This is a genomic window from Sinorhizobium prairiense (genome assembly GCF_029201645.2).
GTDB lineage: Bacteria > Pseudomonadota > Alphaproteobacteria > Rhizobiales > Rhizobiaceae > Sinorhizobium > Sinorhizobium meliloti_A.
The window spans coordinates 507,820-527,769 of record NZ_CP104130.1; the positions used below are offsets into that span (position 1 = coordinate 507,820).

Sequence of the window (19,950 nt, forward strand, 5' to 3'; positions counted from 1 at the left end):
GATCGGTACCCATTTGCTGAATTCTAACGGTAGAAAGAGGCGATTTACCTCGATATCGGCTCTACGTGCGCCGGAAACCAGCGTTTTTACGCGCGTTTGCGCATTTATCTTCCTACATGGCCTACGGCGCCATCGGCTTGAGTTTCGACCCGTCTGAGAACCGCGACCATCTGAAGTCCGTAGGATCGACGGTCGGGGGCCGCCCCGTGACGATATCCGCGATCAACTTCCCTGCTGCTGGTGCGATTCCGAACCCATGACCTGAAAAGCCGGTTGCAACATGAAAGCCGGGGACGGCATCCACCGCGGATATGACCGGGATGGCGTCGGGCGTGACATCGATATAGCCGGCCCAACGCTGCGCAATTCCAGCCTTGTTCAAAAACGGAAATGCCTTGCGGGCGTTTGCAAGGCCGAGCTCGCAGCTTTTCTTCGAAGGCATTGGATCAAGCACGCGGCAGTATTCAAAAGGGCTCGCCTCATCCATCGTCCACCGATTCGGCACTCTCGCCTCTTCAACGAAACGACTTCCCAGACGGAAATTCAGCCCTCGCCACTCCGTCCGCAGGGCCGGGAGAAAATCGCGCGCGTAACGAAATGAGCTGGGCACTATGTCAACGACACTGGTGGTCGAAGCGACGGTGTATCCCCCATCTTGGCGTTTGCGAATGGCAAAATTGCTCGCCCACACCGCCTCCTCCGGGCCGTCTTCGACCGGCGTCGTACGCAGGACGGTACTCATGACGTTCAACTGCGGCAACTTGAGACCAAACCTCCCGCAAAACAGGTTCGACCAGGCACCTCCAGCAAGCACGACCGCCTTGCAGGCAATGAAGCCTCGTTCAGTGATGACGCCCGAGACGGCGCCGTTCGTTGTCTCTATACCACGAACCGCGCACTCGGTGAGGAGGACGGCACCGCGCTCGCGCGCGGCCTCCGCAATAGCCGAGGCGGCCTTCTGCGGCTCAGCGCGGCCGTCCCCCGGCGTATAAAGCGCTCCTTTAACATCAAGATTGGAGCCTGGGAGGAGGTTACGCAGTTCCGAAGCTTCTAACATGCGTGACTCGATTTGGTATTCCTTCAGAAGGCGTCCCCAACGTGCGTGCTCTTCGAACTCTTTGTCGCCCGCACAGGTGAACACAATTCCCGCCCGATTGTAGCCCACATCCCGACCCGTGCGGGCCGAGAGCCTATCCCACATGCGCAACGCTTCAGCCATCAGTGGAATCTCACGCGGATCCCTGCGGGAGATGCGTACCCAACCCCAATTGCGACTAGACTGCTCTTGGCCGATCCCACCCTTTTCGCACAAAGCCACGCGCAGACCACTTTCGGCGAGTTCTAGTGCAGTGGACGCGCCGACAATGCCGCCGCCGATGACGACGCAATCCACCTCCTTTGGTAATTCAATGTCTCCCTGAACAGGAACAACGAACGGTCCGGGCATACTCAAGAACTCCTCGAGCTAGTAGATGATGGAAGATTCTGCAACGCTTTAGATTGGTGACCTGCGAACCTCATACGAGCGGATCTCAGCGTATAAGGCTCCAGACGCCGATGCTGCCCTGACGGATCGCTGGCCCTTTGTACCAGCCATCTGACCCGAGACGAAACCGATCGTCTCCCGAAAGCGCCGGATTGTCGATCGACGCCTGATGCCATGCAGAGCCGCTTTGCCGCCGCTGAGCACGACAGCCCCTGATGCTCAGAACGAGGTCTCGCTCGCCAATTCCGGCTTGAGCAGTGCTGCTAGTCGATCGGTCACGCTAACAAGTGTGATCAGACAGATCATAAAAGGCTGCCGACTACCCCGATAGCCGCCTAGGCTGGCTTTGGAGCGCTAGTCTTCCGCCGCTGAATACGCACAGCCAAGTCTGTGCGATAGTGTATAACTCGTTTTCAGACCGGCATCGGCGCTTATCCTGGTGACATAATCGACGACCTGCTGGGCTTTTGGATCATCCTTCCTGAATGGAATGGCGTGATTTTCTTTATTGATCAAACACGGATAAAAACCAGCCGATTGCAAGGACTTGCCGTCGAAATCGCAAGCCGCAACCATCGTCATCCGAGCGTCTGGGTGAAACGGCGAAAGCGGATAACCTTCGCGCGGATAAATTGCGTACTCACTTTCCTTCTTCATTTTGTCTAGATGTGGCTCCATCAGTTCTAGCCCGGGCAAATCAAACACAAAATGCCCGAGCCCGTAATAAATCGGCTTTCCTTGATAAATTTCGATACCGCGAACGAAGTGGTGATGGTGTCCGAGGATGATGTCAGCGCCAGCTTCAACCGAAGCATGCCCTAATATTCTCTCATACTCGGTAATATACGAGGGAACACACAAGCCCCAGTGATGGCTTACAATTACAACATCAACCTTCTTTCGAAGGTCCTCAATCAAGGATTTCATGTATTCGACGTCTTCCGGCCACGGAAATGTTCTAACGGCGGGAACTGTCCCCGGGTCGAAGTAGGCCCATTCAGGAAGGTAATAGTGCGAGTGAACGCGGATAGCTGAAAGCCCGGGTGCTGAGCCGCGAGCCTCATAACCGGGACAGTATACGCAGGCAAAGCTAAGGAAACCAACGGAAACCCCGTGGTGGTCAATTATAGCGGGCGCAGTCGCTTCAGACTTATTAGCGCCGGCGCCGATCGTCGCTATTCCTTGCGATTGTAGAAGTTTGATGGTGCCGCTCAAGCCTTCGTACCCGGCATCAAGGATGTGGTTGTTCGCTAGTGCCATCACATCAAAGCCGGCTCTTCCGAGCCCGCGGCCATTCGCCTCTGCTGAAACCACCCGCCACCCCGCGCTGGGAGCAAACCGGGGCTGGTCAGTATATGCGCCCTCGCAGTTTCCAAACACAAGGTCCATGCTGCCCAAGAGCTGGTCGCAGCCATTGAACGCGTTCGCCGGATTGTCACGGTTTACAAAAACGTCGCCCACCGCGCCTAAGGTCCAAATCATCGAGTTCGTCCTTTCTTAATCATCTTGAGGTCGCCAGCTGCGCCACCGGCACGGGCATCATAACGGTGCCAGAGACGGTCTCTTGACTTGCTTCTTATGAGCTATCCGGATCCTGATGGAGTCCAGAGTGGCGCGCGGCGTCGCTGCAATAAGCATTTTGGTATAACTATGTTTCAGGGTCGGCAAAGACTTGCTCGCGGGGGCCATGTTCAACCGCCTCACCGTGATACATCACCATCACATCATCGGCGATGTGCTTCACGACCGACAGGTCGTGGCTGATGAAAACATAAGTCAATTGAAACTCATCCTGAAGGTCGGCCAATAGATTCAGCACTTGCGCCTGTACAGAAAGATCGAGCGCTGACACAGGCTCATCAAGCACCAGCAGGCTTGGGTTGAGCATCAACGCTCGCGCAATAGCTATACGCTGGCGCTGGCCCCCAGAAAACATGTGCGGGTAGCGATTGAAATGGATTTCCTGGAGACCGACCTTTTTCAGCATCGCCATCGCGCGATCCCTGCGCTGGCTAGCCGAAATATCAGTATTGAGCCGCAGGGGCTCGGCGAGGACATCTCCTATCTTCTGGCGCGGGTTGAGCGAGCCATAGGGGTTTTGGAAAACGATCTGGACTTTGCAACGGAGCTCGGGCGTAAGCTTGCGCTTGGCTATATCGATCCTCTGGCCGTCGATGAAAAGCTCACCGGAAGTCGCTGGATCGATCAGCGTGATGATACGGGCCAAGGTGGATTTTCCACAGCCGCTCTCACCAACGATCGCGAGGGTCTTGCCCCTTTCGATAGAGAGGTTGATACCCTTGACCGCGTGGACAACTTTGGCCTTCTTGAGCATGCCAGGAGTAAGCTGATAGTCGCGAATAATGTTGCGCCCTTCAAGGACGATCGGTCTGGTCATAGTGGCGCCCCCACCGGCGGTGTCTGGACTGCGGTTGTTTCATCAGCCACGTAATAGTCGATAAAAAGTTCGGTGATGGTCGGCAGCCGATCGCCGGTCGCATTCTCGGGCAATGCAGCGAGCAACGCCTTGGTGTAATTGCTTTTGGGATTTTCGAAGAGCGACAGCACGTCGGCCTCCTCCATTTTTCGCCCCTTGTACTGCACTACCACGCGATCCGCCGTTTCGGCCACGACCCCCATATTGTGCGTGATTATGATAAGGCCCATGCCGTGTTCGGACTGCAGCCGCATCAAAAGGTCGAGAATTTGCTTCTGTATAGTCACGTCGAGTGCAGTCGTCGGTTCGTCTGCAATGAGCAGCTTTGGGTTGCAGGCGATTGCAATGGCGATCATGACGCGTTGACATTGTCCACCCGACATCTGATGGGGGTAGTGACTGATCCGCTCGGCGGCATCGGGTATACCGACGTCATTGAGGAGTTCGATAGCCCTCGCGCGTCGCGCTGTCTTGTCCAGTCCCATGTGTAGGCGCAACACTTCCTCTATCTGGAAACCTACGGTGAAGCACGGGTTGAGACTGGCAATCGGTTCCTGGAATATCATGGCAATGTCCTTGCCAATTAGCCTTCGCCGGTCGGTGGAGCTCATCTTGAGCAGATCGCGCCCATTGAATGTCATCTTGTCCGCGCTTACCTTCGCCGTCCACGGGAGCAACCCCATCGCGGCCAGCATTGACACCGATTTCCCCGAGCCGGACTCTCCGACAACAGCAAGCACCTCGCGTTCACTTACCATGAGCGACACTCCGTCGACGGCGCGAAACGTGCCCGCAGCCGTTTGGAATTCGACCACCAATTTCTCTATTTCTAGCAGTGCCATCGTCACGACCTCTTCAGCTTGGGGTCAAGAGCACCACGCAAACCATCACCCATCAGGTTGATCGCGAGCACAGTGATCAGGATTGCAAGGCCGGGCAGTGTGACTACCCACCAAGCACGCAGGATGAACTCGCGCGATTCGGCAAGCATGGTTCCCCATTCCGGCGTCGGTGGCTGTGCACCCATGCCCAGAAACCCCAGCGCCGCAGCGTCTAAGATCGCGCTGGAGAAGGAGAGAGCCGCCTGGACTATTAAAGGCGACATGCAGTTTGGAAGAATGGTTTTGAACATCAGATACAGCGGACCCGCGCCGGCCACCTTAGCCGCCACCACATAATCGCGAGTTTTTCGGCCATGACGGCAGCCCGCGTTAGGCGCACGAAATGCGGCTGAAACACTAGCGCGACTGCGATCATCGCGTTGGTGAGACCGGGCCCGAGCACGGCGACTAGACCCAGCGCCAGCAGGAGAGACGGAAAGGCGAGGGTGATGTCCATGACGCGCATTATCACGGTGTCGATCAAACCGCCGAAATAACCGGCGATGACGCCGATGAGTATTCCGCCCACCAACGCTATAGTGGTAACGAAGACGCCGATGAATAGCGAATAACGGGCACCGTAAAGCAGGCGCGAGAGCACGTCACGGCCAACCGGATCCGTGCCGAAGAGATAGGTCGCATGCCCCCCATCTTGCCAGAACGGTGGAAGCAATACCGCGTCCCGATATTGTGCGTTGGGCAGATGGGGAGCAATCATTGGCGCGAGAACTGCGACGATCACCAAAGCGATGAAGATGAGAAGACCGATGACGGCGCCTCGGTTTGCCGAGAAATAGTACCAGAATTCGGCCAGCGCTACCTGGCGCGGCGATACATCCCCGGCGGCGGAGACGCTTGTGGCGGTGTTAGCCATTGTACTTTCCTTCTCAATGCCGGATGCGTGGATTGATTAGCCCGTACATCAGGTCAACGATGAGATTAACCATCATGACAATGCCGGCAATTATCAAAAACCCGCCTTGTATGACCGGATAGTCACGTCGAAAGATTGAATCGACAATCCACTTGCCGATCCCGGGCCAGGAGAAGATGGTTTCAGTCAGGATCGCTCCAGCCAGTAGAACGCCGACCTGCAGCCCGATCGTCGTGATGACAGGAATCATGGCATTGCGCAGTGCGTGAACTCCGATAACGCGGAAAGGGGTGAGACCCTTCGCGCGCGCCGTCCGCACATAGTCCTCGGATAGGACTTCAATCATCGCCGAGCGTGTTTGACGAGCGATCACGGCCACCGGGATAGTGCCAAGCACGACAGTCGGAAGAACGAGGTGACTGAGTGCCGACCTGAACGCGCCTGCTTGCCCGGAAAGGAGCGAGTCTATCAACATGAATCCGGTGACGGGCTGGAAGAAATACGTCAACGAGATGCGGCCGGACACCGGTGTCCACCCCAGAACCCCCGAGAACAGAATAATCAGCAGCAGACCCCACCAGAAAACAGGCATGGAAAAGCCAACAAGGACAGTTCCCATGATAGTCTGATCCCAGAACGAACCACGTTTTACCGCCGCCAGTACACCGGCCGGAATGCCAAGCATGACTGCAACCAAGATAGCGCAGAACGAGAGTTCGAGTGTTGCAGGAAACAGTTGCAAGAACTCGCCCAAAACAGAAGTCTTGGTAGTAATCGAGGCGCCAAGGTCACCATGTAGAATATCTACAATATATTGAAAATATTGAGTGACATAGGGCTTGTCGTAGCCAAACTGCTTGGTCAGCGCCTCATAACGCGCAGCCTCCATGACGCGTTCACCAGACATCAGCATGACAGGGTCGCCAGGCAGAAGGCGAATAAAGCCAAATGCAACTATGGTGACCCCGAGAAAGGTTGGAATCAGAACTGCCAGACGGGCGAAAACAAATCGCAGCATCCGTTACGCCCCCGTCCCACAGGCCTTATTCGTGTTGCCGCCTATCCAAAGTCCAGCGTCAACCAGCGCCGCCGCGAAGATCGGTTCCTGCATTACTCACCTCCCTGATTGGCCAAGCCCCTCCGAGGCTCGCAAGCTGATCTTAATCAGAACTATCGGCTGGAAGCAGGCGAATATGACAATCACATTGCAGTTTTTCTTCGCCAAATCGGTTGATTCCGCTGGAGATGACACGCCGACCAGATACCCGTCTACTGGACAGACGATCCTGAAAGTGACTTAATGGCAGGGAAAAACGGCTTTCGGCCACCTAGCGCATTAATGAGGGCGTCGGTCGGGCCGACCTTTCGTGCCAGCGCTGTTAGGAAAGAACCGCGGCAGAGAATAGATCGCTCTGATCCTTTTCGGCTGATTTGCCGACATTGGCTTGACACGTAGAGATGTATCCCGGCCAGGAGACCGGATAAATCCCTCATCGTCATTCCTCTTCCCAATCATGCGAGGGGTCGAAATGCTCTAACAATAGCAGTGCCAACAAACGTTCCTCTGTCAAAACCCGTTTGTTAAGTTGTTTAGGCCCGGGTAACCGAGCGAAAAGTGAGCCCTTTACCAGCTTGTTGGAAGATCGAGCACATATGACTGATTACAGCCGATGATCAATGCATCATCACGCGCAGGGATCCATGATGCGTTCACGGACATCAGATTGTCAGGTCGCCGCCAAACGACGACAGAAGGCAAACGCAATGATGGGAGTCCGGAGGGAATTTCGGTGCTGCCAGCCGGGCGAATAGACGCTGAGTATCCTCAGTGCTTCCCATGGGTTCGTTCGGCGCACGCGACAGAAAGGGACATCCGGTGCGGATGTCCCTTCGACGGATGTGGCAGACTATTCCTGGATGTCGACTTCGGTGAATATGAAATCACTAGTTGGCATCTGGATGAAGCCGTCGACATTCTTGCGCATCGGAACAGCTATAAGCGAGTGGGCGATGGTCAGCCATGGCGCTTCGCGTTTGAACACGACCTGAGCCTGTTCATAGAGTTTGATCCGCTCTGCTCGGTCTCCGGATTCCCTGGCCTTGGTCACCAGTTCATCGAATTCTTTGTTGCACCACTGCGCTCGGTTATTGCCGCCAACTGCACCACAGCTCAATAGCGTATAGAAGAAGTCGTTCGGATCGCCGGTTCCCGTCCAGCCGAGCGTGACTGCGCCGTCACGATCTTTCGCGGCTGACCTCTTCCAATATTCGCCCCAATCCATTGTAACGATCTCGGCTTTGACACCGATATTCGCCAGATCCGCCTGCATCAACTCGGCGGCACGGCGTGCGTTCGGCATGTATGGGCGCGACACCGGCATCGCCCAAATCTTCATCGACAGGTTCTTCACGCCTGCTTCAGCCAACATCTTCTTGGCCACTTCAGGGTCGAATTTGTCGTCTTCTATTGCGTCGTTGTACGACCACATAGTCGGCGGGACCGGGTTTTTAGCAATCGTGGCCCGGCCTTGAAACACAGCATCCACAATTGCCTGTTTATTGATCGCCATGTTTAGCGCCTTGCGCACCTCGCGATTGTCAAACGGAGCCTGCGTGGTGTTATAGCCTAGGTAGGAGACATTTAGGCCCTCCTGCTCGAGAACCTTGAAGTCCGCATCTTCCTTCATCGCCGCGACGTCGGCAGGATTCGGGTTTGACATGATCTGGCATTCGTTGGCCTTCAATCTCTGATAGCGAACCGAAGCGTCGGGGGTGATGGCGAACACCAGATCATCGATCGGCGGTTTGCCTCCCCAATACTCCGGGTTTGCCCTATAGCGCACCACCGCGTTCTGCTGGTACTCGACGAACATGAAGGGGCCGGTGCCAAGCGGCTTTTGGTCCATCTGGTCCATCTTGCCATCGGCCTGAAGCTTCTCGGCATATTCCTTTGAAAGAACCGATGAGAACGGCAGCGCAAGATTGACGAGGAAGGGGGCTTCCCTTCGTTTAAGGGTGAACTTGACGGTCATGTCGTCCACCTTCTCGATCTTGTCAAGCACATCAGGCATGCCCGAATCCGCAAACCACCCCCACGAACCCGACGGAATATACTTATTCCACGGATTGTCCGCTTTCCACTGACGCTCAAACGAGAAAATGACATCGTCGGCATTCAACGCTCGGGTCGGCGTGAAAAAATCGGTGGTCTGGAATTTTACGCCCGGACGAATCTTAAAGGTGTACTGAAGGCCGTCGTTGGAAACTTCATAGCTTTCGGCCAGGGCCGGCTGGACCTCGGTTGTGCCTTTCTTGAACTCGAGAAGGCGATTGTAAATCGTGTTTGCGGAAGCATCAACTGTGTTGCCGCTGTAGTAAAGTCCTGGGTCGAAACCTTCAGGTGATGCTTCAGAGCAGTAGACGAAGGTCTTGGCATTCGCTATGCCTCCAAGCAGTGTGGCGGCCAGCAATGCCGCCGTGAAATTTTTTTTCTCATCGCGCTCTCCCTGTTTGACCAAGCCCCTCTGAGGCTCACAAGCATGTTAGTTGGAACCCTAAGCGGGAAATGACCGAATGTGGCGCTCAGCGCGCAGCTTTTCTTCGTCACAGGGAATATTTTTGCGTAGATCGTGCTCTGATCTGGCTTGCATCGAGTGTGGCTCACCCTGCCCTGCCACCGGTGGTTTTCTCCAGATTGGTCAGAGTCCGGCGTATTAATGATCTGAACCCTTCAAACTGGACCTCTTTCGGTTAGAGTTCCTGGCGGGAAAAGGAACGGACGACGATGAAGGCATCTCAGTTTTCGGACGCGCAAAAGGTTTCATTCTGAAGCAGGGTGATGGGGGCGTGCCGGTCGCGGAGATCTGCGGCGAGGCGGGAAACAGCCAGGCGGCCTGTTTCAATTGGAAGAAGAAGTATGTCTGCATGTTGCCGCCGGAGATGAAGAAGCTGAAGCAGCTTGAGGACGATCGGTCGAAGAAGATCGTTGCGGACCTGACGCGGGACCGCGAGATGCAGCAGGATGTCATTCGGCGAAAGCTTTAAGGCCTGCTCGGAAGCGGCAGGTAGTGAAGGGCATGTGTCAGGATTGGGCGATCTCGATCCGGCGAGCCTTTGGGGCGCTGAATTCTGATCGGTCCACCTACCACTAGACCTCTCTCCGTTCCGCCCCAGGCCGGTCTGGAACGACGCATCCGCGAAATTTGTGAGACCAGTGTGCGCTACGGCTATTGTCGCGTGCACGTACTCTCGGAACCCGCGAGCGAACCTATCGTATTTATAGGGACTTGGGCCTGGAATTGCGGAACAAGACGCCGAAGCGCCGGGTCAAGGCCAAGCTGCGGGAGGACCGGCAGGTGGCGACAGGCCCGAACGACGTCTGGGCCGTGTGCTTCGTTCACGACCAGCTCGCCACCGGCAAGAAACTGCGGGTGCTGACGGTGGTCGATACCTTCTCGCGTTATGTACCGGTGCTCGATCCGCGCTCAGTTACCGCGGCGAAGATGTGGTGCAGACGCTGGAACGAGTATGCCGGCAGGTCGGCTATCCGAAGACGATCAGGGTGGATTAGGGCACCGATTTGTGTCCCGCGATCTCGACCCGTGGGCCTAGGCCAAGGGCGTCGCCCTGGACTTCTCACGACCGGGAATACCCACGGACAACGCCTTTATTGAAGCCTTCAACGGCGGCTTCCCGTGATCAATGAACGCACTGCCCTTCTGGGTGCGAGTGGCCGCCACCTCAACGATCCGTTCGATTGGCGATCTCGCCATTTCATCACAAGCTTGCCGGCATCCAGTACTCAGACCGAAATCGCGGAAAATCGCCAGGACGGTCTCAACGATCGCCGGAATTGTCGACATTGGGCGCGCATCGCCGTTCAACAGGACCTCAGAAGCTGATTGAAATACGTCGCCCTTTGGGGCCGGGGTCGCGCCCTGCGATCAGTCGCCAATCGTCTCCTCGCCGTCGCCTGTGCTGTGCTCAAAGCTGGCACCACCTTCGAGCCCTCTCTCGGCGCAAAAAAATTCGCTTGCTTAACGGCGGGTGTCCCCCGATCAGCCATTATCTCCTCAAGATAACGCGGGTTGATATGCAGGCCAGATACCAGCGCACACAAAGCAGGGCACTGAATACGGCTCTTACATCTGGTCCTCGAGATGTCGAAGGAGGCTTCCCATAGCGACGGTGGTCAAAACGTTTCAACACGTCCAACATATCTTGTCTACGACAAGGTCCCTGACAGCGGCAGTCGAACTCCAACGGGCTACTCCCAGTTCATCGCTGCGACCCGCATGAAATTGCCACCGAGGATTCCGCTAATGTCCTTGTTCGAGTAGCCCCGAGCTGACAAGGCGGCGGTGAGTTTCGGGAATACTTCAATGTCGATAAAGCCAAGGTCAGATCCACTTGGATAATGTTCCGGCGGCCAGTAGTTTTTAGCGTTGTCGAATTGCAACGCGTTCGTGATTTCTGCAAAGTCAGTTCCGATGCCCACATGTTGCGGACCGACCAGCTCACAAAGATAATCGATGTGGCGAGCGAGAAGATCGAGGTCCGACGTATTGTCGCCTGCTATTGTCAGGTAGATTCGAATTCCTGTGACGCCAATCACGCCACCCGTGTTGGCGCAGGCAACGGCTTGTTCATTCCAAATATTCCGCGGATGCTCATGCAGCACCCGGCTATTTGCGTGAGTGATGACAATCGGTTTGGACGAGGCTTCGGCCATGTCGATCGACGTTTTGGCGCTACAATGAGATCCGTCCACAAGCATGCCAACACGGTTCATCTCTTTGATAACATCGCGACCAAAGGGTGTTAGTCCAGTATTTTCGCCGTGGCAGCCGCCACCCGCCTCGTTGTCCAGATTGTAAACAAAGCTGATTTGACGCACGCCCAACCGATGGTAAACCTCAACAAGATCCGTCGTCCCATTTAGCGCGGACACGCCCTCAATATCCATGGACACCGCGAGTTTCCCGTCTCTCTTGGCGGCGACAATGTCGCCAACGTTGGACACGAGGGTATATTTGTCGCTGTTTTCGCCTAGCCAACGCCGATAGGCGCCGATCACCTTAAATGCCTGTTGCCAGGCTAACACATCGTATCCAACATTGGTGCTGACATATGTAAATCCAGCCTTCCGGATGCGTTCCAACGAGTTCATGTCGAGTGGTACCTGCGGGTCGATCCCGCAATGTGCATCCCAGATGATGCTGTTTTGGAATAGGTCATCTACGTTCAACCGGCTCACATCCATCGAAATTCACTCCTTCCGCCAACTGGGGTCCTACAATTTTGCGCACCTTTCGATGCCTCCAACCGCGAATTGATATGCGAAATTGAGATCGTCGCCGAAGGGTCAGGCAACTGAGCGTCTCGGCATTGGCATGGTGGAGAAGGAGGGTAAACCGTTCCATCGTCCTTTGCCTTGCGGCTTTCCCTACGCGCTCCAGGCTTTCCCGGCTCTGTGCCCCGTGCGTGTGTTGCTGATCCGCGTTCCCCTTGGGCTCTGGCCTTGGCTCCACCGACTCCACCGCCGGTTGCCTGGCGCAGGCTACACAGCTAATACTCCGGAGCATCGGCTACGGCTCCTCGCCTTCCGGATGCTGACCGGCGTGGCTATCGCTGCCCGGCCGAGCAAGAGATCTCCCACGCTCGGACGCGTTCCCTTAGGACGTCATCGGGTCTTAGACCCAAGCAGGACGTCAGTACCTCGCATAGCGGTGTCACACATATCGCCCTTGGGGCAGTTCAACAGAACTCGGCCTCTGCGAACAGCGATTGCGGGGCTCGATATCCGATCCCGCCCGATTGCCATACACGTCCCGTGCCACCGCCGACGCGGCCGCACTAATGGGCGGGGCGCTACCCCTTAGGCCGGACTGACCGGCTGGAACGCGCCCCCCTGGAGCACTGAGACGCGCTCCTGAAACCTGGTTCCGAGGAGCCTACCCTCATCTTTCGGGCTTCTCAGCATGTTGTCAGTTCATTACGGACGGAAACAAAACATGTTAACCGACTGGCTGAACTCCTGCCTTAGCCGCAGCAGTGATCTCGACGGAGCCGCCCTTACGATTCGGAACCCGAAGTTCCGCAGGTCGAGACATGTGCCCATACACGCCACCGTCATAGCCGAGCTACGGCGCCATGCATTGTGCGCCCACCGTGGACTCACCGCTGTTTCTGTCTTCGGCGGGCGGAATGACCTAAAAGCCGTGCTCATCGCGGCAGAAACGCCCCTACTCCAAAAGCGCGGGCCTTTCTGATCGCCAATCCTGCCAAGGCCAAATCGGCGACCCCAAAACCTTGGAAGCCGAACAGGGCTCTCATTGGAGGATGTGGCCGCGACGAACCAGAAGCAAGATGAACAAGATCATCCTCAAACTTTACAGAATCCACAAGTGTTCCTGATGCATCAAGTGGGGATGTATATTGCTCCAAGCTGTCTGTGACAAGTCGGTCGAAAGCAGCGAACGTGTCCGGCCGCCAACTTCTACCTCCGTCGACAGCGCAGGCGAATGCAGAAGACGGTAGAGACCGAGCGTCCAGAAACGGTTTCAATCCGGGCGAACCCGGAACCATGGAGACCACGATCTCGCTTTGACTCAACAGCTCCTCGGGACCGCTTGCAATAATCGGATCTAGCTGCTTTTCGGAAGCAGCAGTCGCAACTCTCTCAGCTGAGCTGACGCTCCGACTTAACAGATAGATTCTGCGTAGCGACGGAAACAGGTCGACAAACGAGTCAAGATGGCTAAAAGCCTGCAGACCGCAGCCAATCAAGCCAATCGTTGCAGGTGTCTTAGGCGCGAGATAAATCGCTGCCGCCGTCGACATCGCCGCTGTCCTTATTAGCGTAATCGAATTGCCATCGAGAACTGCAATGGGCGCTCCCGTGTTGTAATCGCTCACACAGACTAAGCCGTTAACTGTTGATCTTGCTTGAGTCCCCTCAACTGGAATAACCGCCACCCATTTTACCGCCGCGATGCTGTCGCCCTCGGAAGCAGAGCTCATCGAGATGAACCAAGAATACGGGTTGATGGTTATGATGGATTTCGGCAAGCCGATATTGCGGCCCGCCGCGTTGTCGCGAAAGGCACTAATAATTGCCTCACGTGCCTCGGAAGGGGTAATTTGCAAGTCTTGCAGATTCGCACTCGAAAGATAAAGTAGTTCTGTCGACATCTCTGGTACTTTCTTTTCATCAAAATGGCCCGCGAACATCTCGGGCAAGACCTTCTGCGCCTTTGGCTCGCTTTAAGAGTAAGGCTGTGCCATCGAATCATTTTTGTACGGCTATGGAATGGGTCTCCGTTGCCTGCTATGCTGCCGTCGGGCCCTACCAATTGGCACCATTCTTCAAGCCTGTCTTTTATCCGACCGTGCGGTGAACATACCATCGTACCCGATTGGCGGCTGCAAAATTTCTGTTAATTCAATTTGCATGTTTTATTGCAAGGCTGAAATACAACGACAAGAGAGCTGGCGAGTAGATGGGCACTGGGCGAGACTGTGACGTGATCCGCTAGCTAGTGCCCGTCCATAAACGGTAAACTGCTGAATTTATTGAGTGAATCGCGATATCTGCGCGGGCAAATCCCGACGGTTTCAGGTATACTTTAGATCAAGCTACTGATTCTAAAGACAAACCCGTAACCGCCGGAACCGACAATGCGCCAAGAACGCACCGTCCAAGATGGGGTATTCGGCCTGGTGTCCAGCCGTTGAGGAAGTGCGAAGGAGGTGTTGCGCTCCTGGCTGATGGTAAAACGGGACTGCATGCAACAGCCACAAGCATCAGGAAAGGAACGTAGCGTGAAGCACTATATTGGCCTCGATGTGTCGCTGAAAGAGACCTCCGTTTGCATCATCGACGAGACCGGCAAGATCTGCCATGAGGGAAAGGTTGTCAGCCATCCCGACGACCTCATCGCTGCTCTCAAGGATCCGAATTGGCGGATCGAGCGAGTCGGGCTTGAGGCCGGGCCTTTGTCGCAATGGCTGTTTGAAGGCTTGGCGAAGGCCGGCTTGCCGGTGATCTGCATCGAGACCCGGCACACCAAGGCGTTTCTCAAAGCACAGCCGAACAAGAGCGACCGCAATGACGCGCGCGGCATTGCCCAGATGATGCGCGTGAGCCTTTACCGCCCAGTGCACGTCAAGACGCTAACGAGCCAGAAGCGCCGGGCGTTGCTGACTGCGCGCAAGCTGCTGCAGGAAAAGGCCCTTGCCATCGAGAACGACATCCGCGGGCTGTTGCGCAACTTCGGGCTTAAGGTCGGCATCGTCGGTGCGATCAAATTCGAGCAACGCGTCCGCGCGCTGACCGAAGGTATGTCAGATCTGTCCGAAATCATCGAACCGCTTCTCGACGCACGCGGCAAGCTGCATCAGCACTTTGCCACCCTTCACCGCAAGCTCCTGGCGATCGCCCGCGATGATGAGGTTTGCCGCCGGCTGATGACAATTCCCGGAGTTGGCCCGGTCGTGGCGCTGGGCTATACCGCGACCATCGACATTCCGGCCCGCTTCCGCAATTCGAAAGCGGTCGGGCCGGTTTTAGGCCTGACACCAGTGCTCCATGAGTCGGGCGAAAGCCGCCGTATCGGCCGAATCTCACTGTGCGGTGAAGATATGATGCAGACGCTGCTCTACGAAGCCGCGCAGGTTCTGCTGACGCGCGTCACGAAATGGTCCTGGCTGAAGGCCTGGGCGATGAACATCGCCAAGCGGCGTGGCCGGCAAAAGGCGATCGTCGCGCTGGCACGTCGGCTGGCGGTGATCATGCATCGCATGTGGAGTGATGGCACACCGTTCCGCTGGACAAAGGAGAGCACACCGGTCGCCGTCTGACCGGGCCCGTTGAGGGAGGACACGACAAATTTCCACTTGCCGGTGGCAAGATGTCCCTTCGCGGGACGATGGATGAGATGAGTTCGCTATGCTGGCAGTACCGTTCCTGGATCAGGACGCGTCCAAGATTGTTCCATCTCGTTCTGCGGATTCCCCATACTGGGAGGGCCAAGGCGCCGATCCCGAAGAGAAGCAAGGCCCCGCGAAAGACGTCAGACGCAGGCGAAGCGGAAAAGCTCAAAAGCGCTTGACCTCAACGCGCCGAATAGAGAAGCCAGCATATTTGATCTTTTCGCCGAACACGAGATCGGTCGTGAACTGAAGGCGATGTCGGAATGGCTGGATGAGCATGGTGATTTGCTCGGGCTGGTGGCGCGGGACCTGCGCCGGCATGGTCTCAGACAGACCGGCCGCGAGGGGCTACCAGCCGAGGCTGTGCTGCGCTGCGCGCTGCTCAAGCAGCATCGCCAGTTGAGTTACCAGGAACTGGCCTTCCACCTCGAAGACTCCGCCTCGTTCCGAGCGTTTGCCCGGCTGCCGTGGGGCTGGAACCCGAAGAAGTCGGTCTTGCACAGACGATCAGCGCGATCCGGGCGCAAACCTTTGAAGAGATCAACGGGGTGCTGCTGGCGAGCGCCCGGCAGGAGAAGCTGGAAAGTGGCAAGGTCGTGCGCGTGGACAGCACCGTTACCGCCGCACTGATCCATGAACCGAGCGACAGCAGCCTGTTATGGGACGCTGTCCGGGTGACGGTGCGGCTGTTGCAGCAGGCCGAGGCACTGGGTAGCGCCATTCCATGGCACGACCATCGCCGCGCGGCAAAGAAGCGGGCTCGGGCGATCGAATATATCCGCGGCCGCCCCAAACGGATCAAGCACTACCGCGAACTGCTCAAGATCACGCGCACGACCTTGAGTTATCTGCAGCAGGCCAGTGAACAGTTGCCGCTGACGGCGGGCCCGGCCGGCGAACTGTGGCAGGCCCAACTCCGCCACTACCGGCCGCTGATCGAGCGGATCATCGCCCAGACCGAACGGCGGGTCCTGGCCGGGGAGCCGGTTCCGGCCGGCGAGAAGGTGGTGAGCCTGATCGAGCCGCATGCCGACATCATCGTCAAGGGCAGCCGCGACCGTCGACTACGGCCACAAACTCAATCTGACCACCCGGCAGAAGCGGACTGATCCTCGACCTCGTCATCGAAGCCGGCAACCCGACCGACAGCGAGCGCTTGCTGCCGATGCTGGAACGCCACATCGCCTTTTACGGCGAGCCGCCGCGTCAGGCGGCGGCCGACGGCGGCTATGCCAGCCGCGAAAATCTGAGCGGAGCCAAAGCCCGCGGCATCCGCGACATGGCCTTCCACAAGAAGCGCGGCCTCAGCATCGAAGACATGGTCAGCAGCCGCTGGGTCTATCGCAAGCTGCGCAACTTCCGCGCCGGCATCGAGGCCGGCATCTCTTGCCTGAAACGCGCTTATGGCTTGGGGCGCTGCACCTGGCGTGGGCTCGACCACTTCAAGGCTTATGTCTGGTCCTCGGTGGTCGCTTACAATCTCGCCCTCTTCGCCCGCCTCCGGCCGACCTGACGCTCCTGATCCGGTGGCGTTCAGAGCAAGCCCGGCGAGCGTCGGCCGATACCCTATGACCTATTGCCGCCAGATCGCTCTTCGGGCCATAACCTGCGCCGCCTTGTGCCATCACGCGTCCCAAGAAACGGTGTCAGCCGGCAAACAACCTTTCAAAACCGCCGAAAAACAGGCGTTTATGGACGGGCACTAGCTAGAACTTAGGCGCAGCGGCATCCTGGAAACAAGGAGTTGCCGGCACGAGCCGCTACGTCCGATCCGCGCAACGGAGGTGCGGGCAGCGAATTTTCCCGAAGATTCCTCATGAGAGAACGCTCCAGCTCGCTGAGGCGTCGTCGAAGTCTGCGATACTCGGGATGAATGTGCCGTGCTCCGCAAGAAGGCCTCGCACCTCGTTTACCAGCTTGATCTGATCCGAAACGATCCGGCAAGTTCCGCAGGTTAGGCAGCTGATCTCGTAGGGACTTCGGCGGCTCCCAACTCCAAGGACGTGATTGCTCCAGCTTAACGGTCGGCGTGTCTCGTTGAACACTGCGCGGTTCGGACGCCCCGCCTGCAGGCCAGGGATGAGCGAACCTCATTCCGTCACGCGCGGCTCGACTTTGGTCGTACCGACATCTTCAATATGTCTAGCGCCATCACATTGACGAAGCCGCGCGGCTCATTAATTCTCGCCGAGATAGGCTCAGGGAATCTCGTTGGAAAAGCCGCTCCGGATCGTCTCTCCATTCTCAAGCAGCGACTGCTGCCGAAGGTGAATCGGCGAACCATGCGATCGGTAAAGCGACGCCGAGTGCAGCCATCCCCTCACGATTGTGCGTCTCAAGAGATCAATTGTGTTTCTCTCCGTTTTGAATCGCAACGAATTCCACCGAAGCACACGTGAGGAGAATATATTTCAATTCGTTCACACGAGAATATGATGCGGCAGTTCCCATTTCTCTAGACGCGAATAACGTGTCAAGCGAATCGAGGAATTGACCCCGCCTATTGCCTCACCCAGGAATGTTACCGAAGTTTGGTGCGCTGAGATGGCCGTTACCTTCTCCTGCCGCGGCGGGAGAAGGTAACGGCGCGCGCTTCATCCAGTCTCCATCGAGAATAATCTGCCCGGCTGTTTCGATGCGCCAAGCCTTGACGGCCATTTGCACCGTCCGCAGGCTTTTCTTCGTGAAGCGTGACGGATCGGCGCTCATTAGACGCTCTAGGACCGAGGCTGCCGAGACCGCCGGATCCGCCTCAAGCCACGCTCGAATCTGGGGCTCGAATGGCTCCAGCATGCTCTGCCTTTTCGGGTAAGGCTTGGTCCGACGATATGGCCTCCGATGTGTCGGCCGTTTCTCCCCAACCTGCCAGGCGGTCTTCAGGCTCAAGGTGAAGCGTTGCGGATCGACGGCGACCGGTTCTTCGGATCTGGCGTTTAGGCCACGCCGAGCGACCCGCCTTCCGAGCTCCTCCTGGGCGGCGCGGATCCCGGCAAACAGTATCACTGGATCCGCCCTTTCCAACATCGCCTGCAGCCGATCCTTGTCGGCCTCGGCCACACCGGAATGGGCCAGCACCCGCGCAACAGGCGGCACGGGCGGATGGTAGCGTTTGATGACACGAGCGCCGATCCGCGTCTTCTCCCGCAACTTGAACGAAGGTTGGAACAGGTTGCCATGCAGACGCACCACCTCATAGAGGCGAGCCAGCGCTGTCGTCGCCTCCGCGCCGACGAACCTTCCGTAACCGACCAGCCGTCGCACGATCGCACCGTTCTTCTGCTCGACCCAGGCTTGATCGTTCTTTCGATATGCGCGCGAACGGGTCACCTCCAAGCCCTGGCTTCGACACCAGCAGACCACCAGTTCGTTCATGAAGGCGCTGTCATTGTCGAAGTCGACGCCAAGCAGCGGAAATGGAAACTGCGAGCGCGCCTGCTTGATGGCAGCGATCACGAGCCCGCTTTCGCGCGTCCGCACCGGCACGCACTCGGTCCAGCCCGTGGCGATATCGGTCAGCACCATCGTCTGCGCGAAGCTGCCGGACGAAGAGGTACCCGAATGGGCCACGAAATCGACCTCGACGTAACCGGGCAACGGGTCGTTCCAGTCCCCGAAAGTGCGCACCGGGACCGACCGGCGAACCGCGGAACTCATTCCGGCACGCCGACGCTGGCCACCGCGACGCCACCACACGTACCTCTGACAACAACCGATCCATCGTTGCTGCACTGACCATTAGCAGTTTATCGCGAAGCTCGCTGTTCAGCTCGAGCCGGCCGTGACGCTCAAGGGCTGGCAGTAAAATTGGAATCAGCGGCTTCAGGCGTTTCGAGCAAAGACGATCGGACGCTTCCCATAAAGCCACCAGCGCTTCCCTGACGTCGGGACCATACTGGACAACATGCTGCCGAGCGGAAGGCGGCTCGGACCCACGATGGCGGAGCACTCTGATCGCATGCTTGCGGTGGTAGCCGGTAACCGCGACGAACTCATCTAGGATCCTATGCTTGTCCGCCCGACAGCTCGATCGATAGCGCTCGATGATTGCCTCAATCAGTTCCGTCCGTGTCGCCATGCTGATCCGCCGTGCCATCCATCCCCCGAGCCGGGACAGCGAACCATGACCATCCCATCGGGAGCATCAACACTATCGGTAACATTTTGCTTGAGGCAATGCGGGGGTTAGTTTTTCATTTCGCCCGACATAACGCAGGAAACTGCGTGCTCAGGCTTTGCGAGTAATTCCCTAAGTCTAGGTTTCAATGAGTATGTAGCAGATTTAGTGATCAACTGACGTCCGGGTATTCTAGAGCCTAGGCAATATCATCCAAGTCGGTTG

At 57.0% G+C, this 19,950-nt stretch carries 8 protein-coding genes and 5 pseudogenes; 3 read left to right on the forward strand and 10 right to left on the reverse strand.

Annotation, left to right across the window (positions count from 1 at the left end):
- Positions 1-121: 121 nt before the first annotated feature.
- The 7 genes and pseudogenes from N0Q91_RS02455 to N0Q91_RS02485 form a co-directional block, all read right to left on the reverse strand.
- The gene (locus N0Q91_RS02455; protein WP_275596185.1) at positions 122-1,447 is read right to left on the reverse strand and encodes an NAD(P)/FAD-dependent oxidoreductase; all 1,326 of its coding nucleotides are present in this window, start codon (positions 1,445-1,447) and stop codon (positions 122-124) included.
- Between the two features lie 393 nt (positions 1,448-1,840).
- A complete protein-coding gene (locus N0Q91_RS02460; RefSeq protein ID WP_275596186.1) occupies positions 1,841-2,968 on the reverse strand; it encodes a CapA family protein in 1,128 nt (375 codons plus the stop codon).
- Positions 2,969-3,025: 57 nt separating this feature from the next.
- Positions 3,026-3,884, reverse strand: a pseudogene (locus N0Q91_RS02465) (dipeptide ABC transporter ATP-binding protein).
- Entirely contained in the window at positions 3,881-4,765 is an 885-nt protein-coding gene (locus N0Q91_RS02470; protein WP_275596187.1) for an ABC transporter ATP-binding protein, read from the reverse strand. The pseudogene N0Q91_RS02465 and the gene N0Q91_RS02470 overlap by 4 nt, the downstream one beginning before the upstream one ends.
- A 2-nt stretch (positions 4,766-4,767) precedes the next feature.
- Positions 4,768-5,678, reverse strand: a pseudogene (locus N0Q91_RS02475) (ABC transporter permease).
- A gap of 13 nt (positions 5,679-5,691) precedes the next feature.
- Complete coding sequence (locus N0Q91_RS02480) at positions 5,692-6,696, reverse strand: ABC transporter permease subunit (RefSeq protein WP_275596188.1); 1,005 nt, start codon at positions 6,694-6,696, stop codon at positions 5,692-5,694.
- An 889-nt stretch (positions 6,697-7,585) separates the two neighbouring features.
- Complete coding sequence (locus N0Q91_RS02485) at positions 7,586-9,196, reverse strand: ABC transporter substrate-binding protein (protein WP_275596189.1); 1,611 nt, start codon at positions 9,194-9,196, stop codon at positions 7,586-7,588.
- A 266-nt stretch (positions 9,197-9,462) separates the two neighbouring features.
- On the opposite strand from N0Q91_RS02485, the pseudogene N0Q91_RS02490 reads away from it, so the two are divergent.
- A pseudogene (locus N0Q91_RS02490) lies at positions 9,463-10,370 on the forward strand (DDE-type integrase/transposase/recombinase); the annotation flags it as partial.
- Positions 10,371-10,944: 574 nt separating this feature from the next.
- Here the strand turns inward: N0Q91_RS02490 and N0Q91_RS02495 are convergent.
- Together N0Q91_RS02495 and N0Q91_RS02500 are read right to left on the reverse strand one after the other, a co-directional pair.
- Positions 10,945-11,940 carry a dipeptidase gene (locus N0Q91_RS02495; protein ID WP_275596190.1) on the reverse strand — a complete coding sequence of 332 codons (996 nt, stop codon included), beginning with the start codon at positions 11,938-11,940 and terminating at the stop codon, positions 10,945-10,947.
- A gap of 962 nt (positions 11,941-12,902) precedes the next feature.
- Positions 12,903-13,910, reverse strand: coding sequence for an ornithine cyclodeaminase family protein (locus N0Q91_RS02500; RefSeq protein ID WP_275596398.1), 1,008 nt, complete (start codon positions 13,908-13,910; stop codon positions 12,903-12,905).
- A gap of 591 nt (positions 13,911-14,501) precedes the next feature.
- Between N0Q91_RS02500 and N0Q91_RS02505 the strand changes: the two genes are divergently transcribed.
- Entirely contained in the window at positions 14,502-15,539 is a 1,038-nt protein-coding gene (locus N0Q91_RS02505; protein ID WP_275596399.1) for an IS110 family RNA-guided transposase, read from the forward strand.
- Between the two features lie 279 nt (positions 15,540-15,818).
- Positions 15,819-17,124 (forward strand): annotated as a pseudogene (locus N0Q91_RS02510) (ISNCY family transposase).
- A 995-nt stretch (positions 17,125-18,119) separates the two neighbouring features.
- Here N0Q91_RS02510 and N0Q91_RS02515 read toward each other — a convergent pair.
- Positions 18,120-19,704: pseudogene (locus N0Q91_RS02515) on the reverse strand (transposase).
- Positions 19,705-19,950 lie beyond the last annotated feature (246 nt).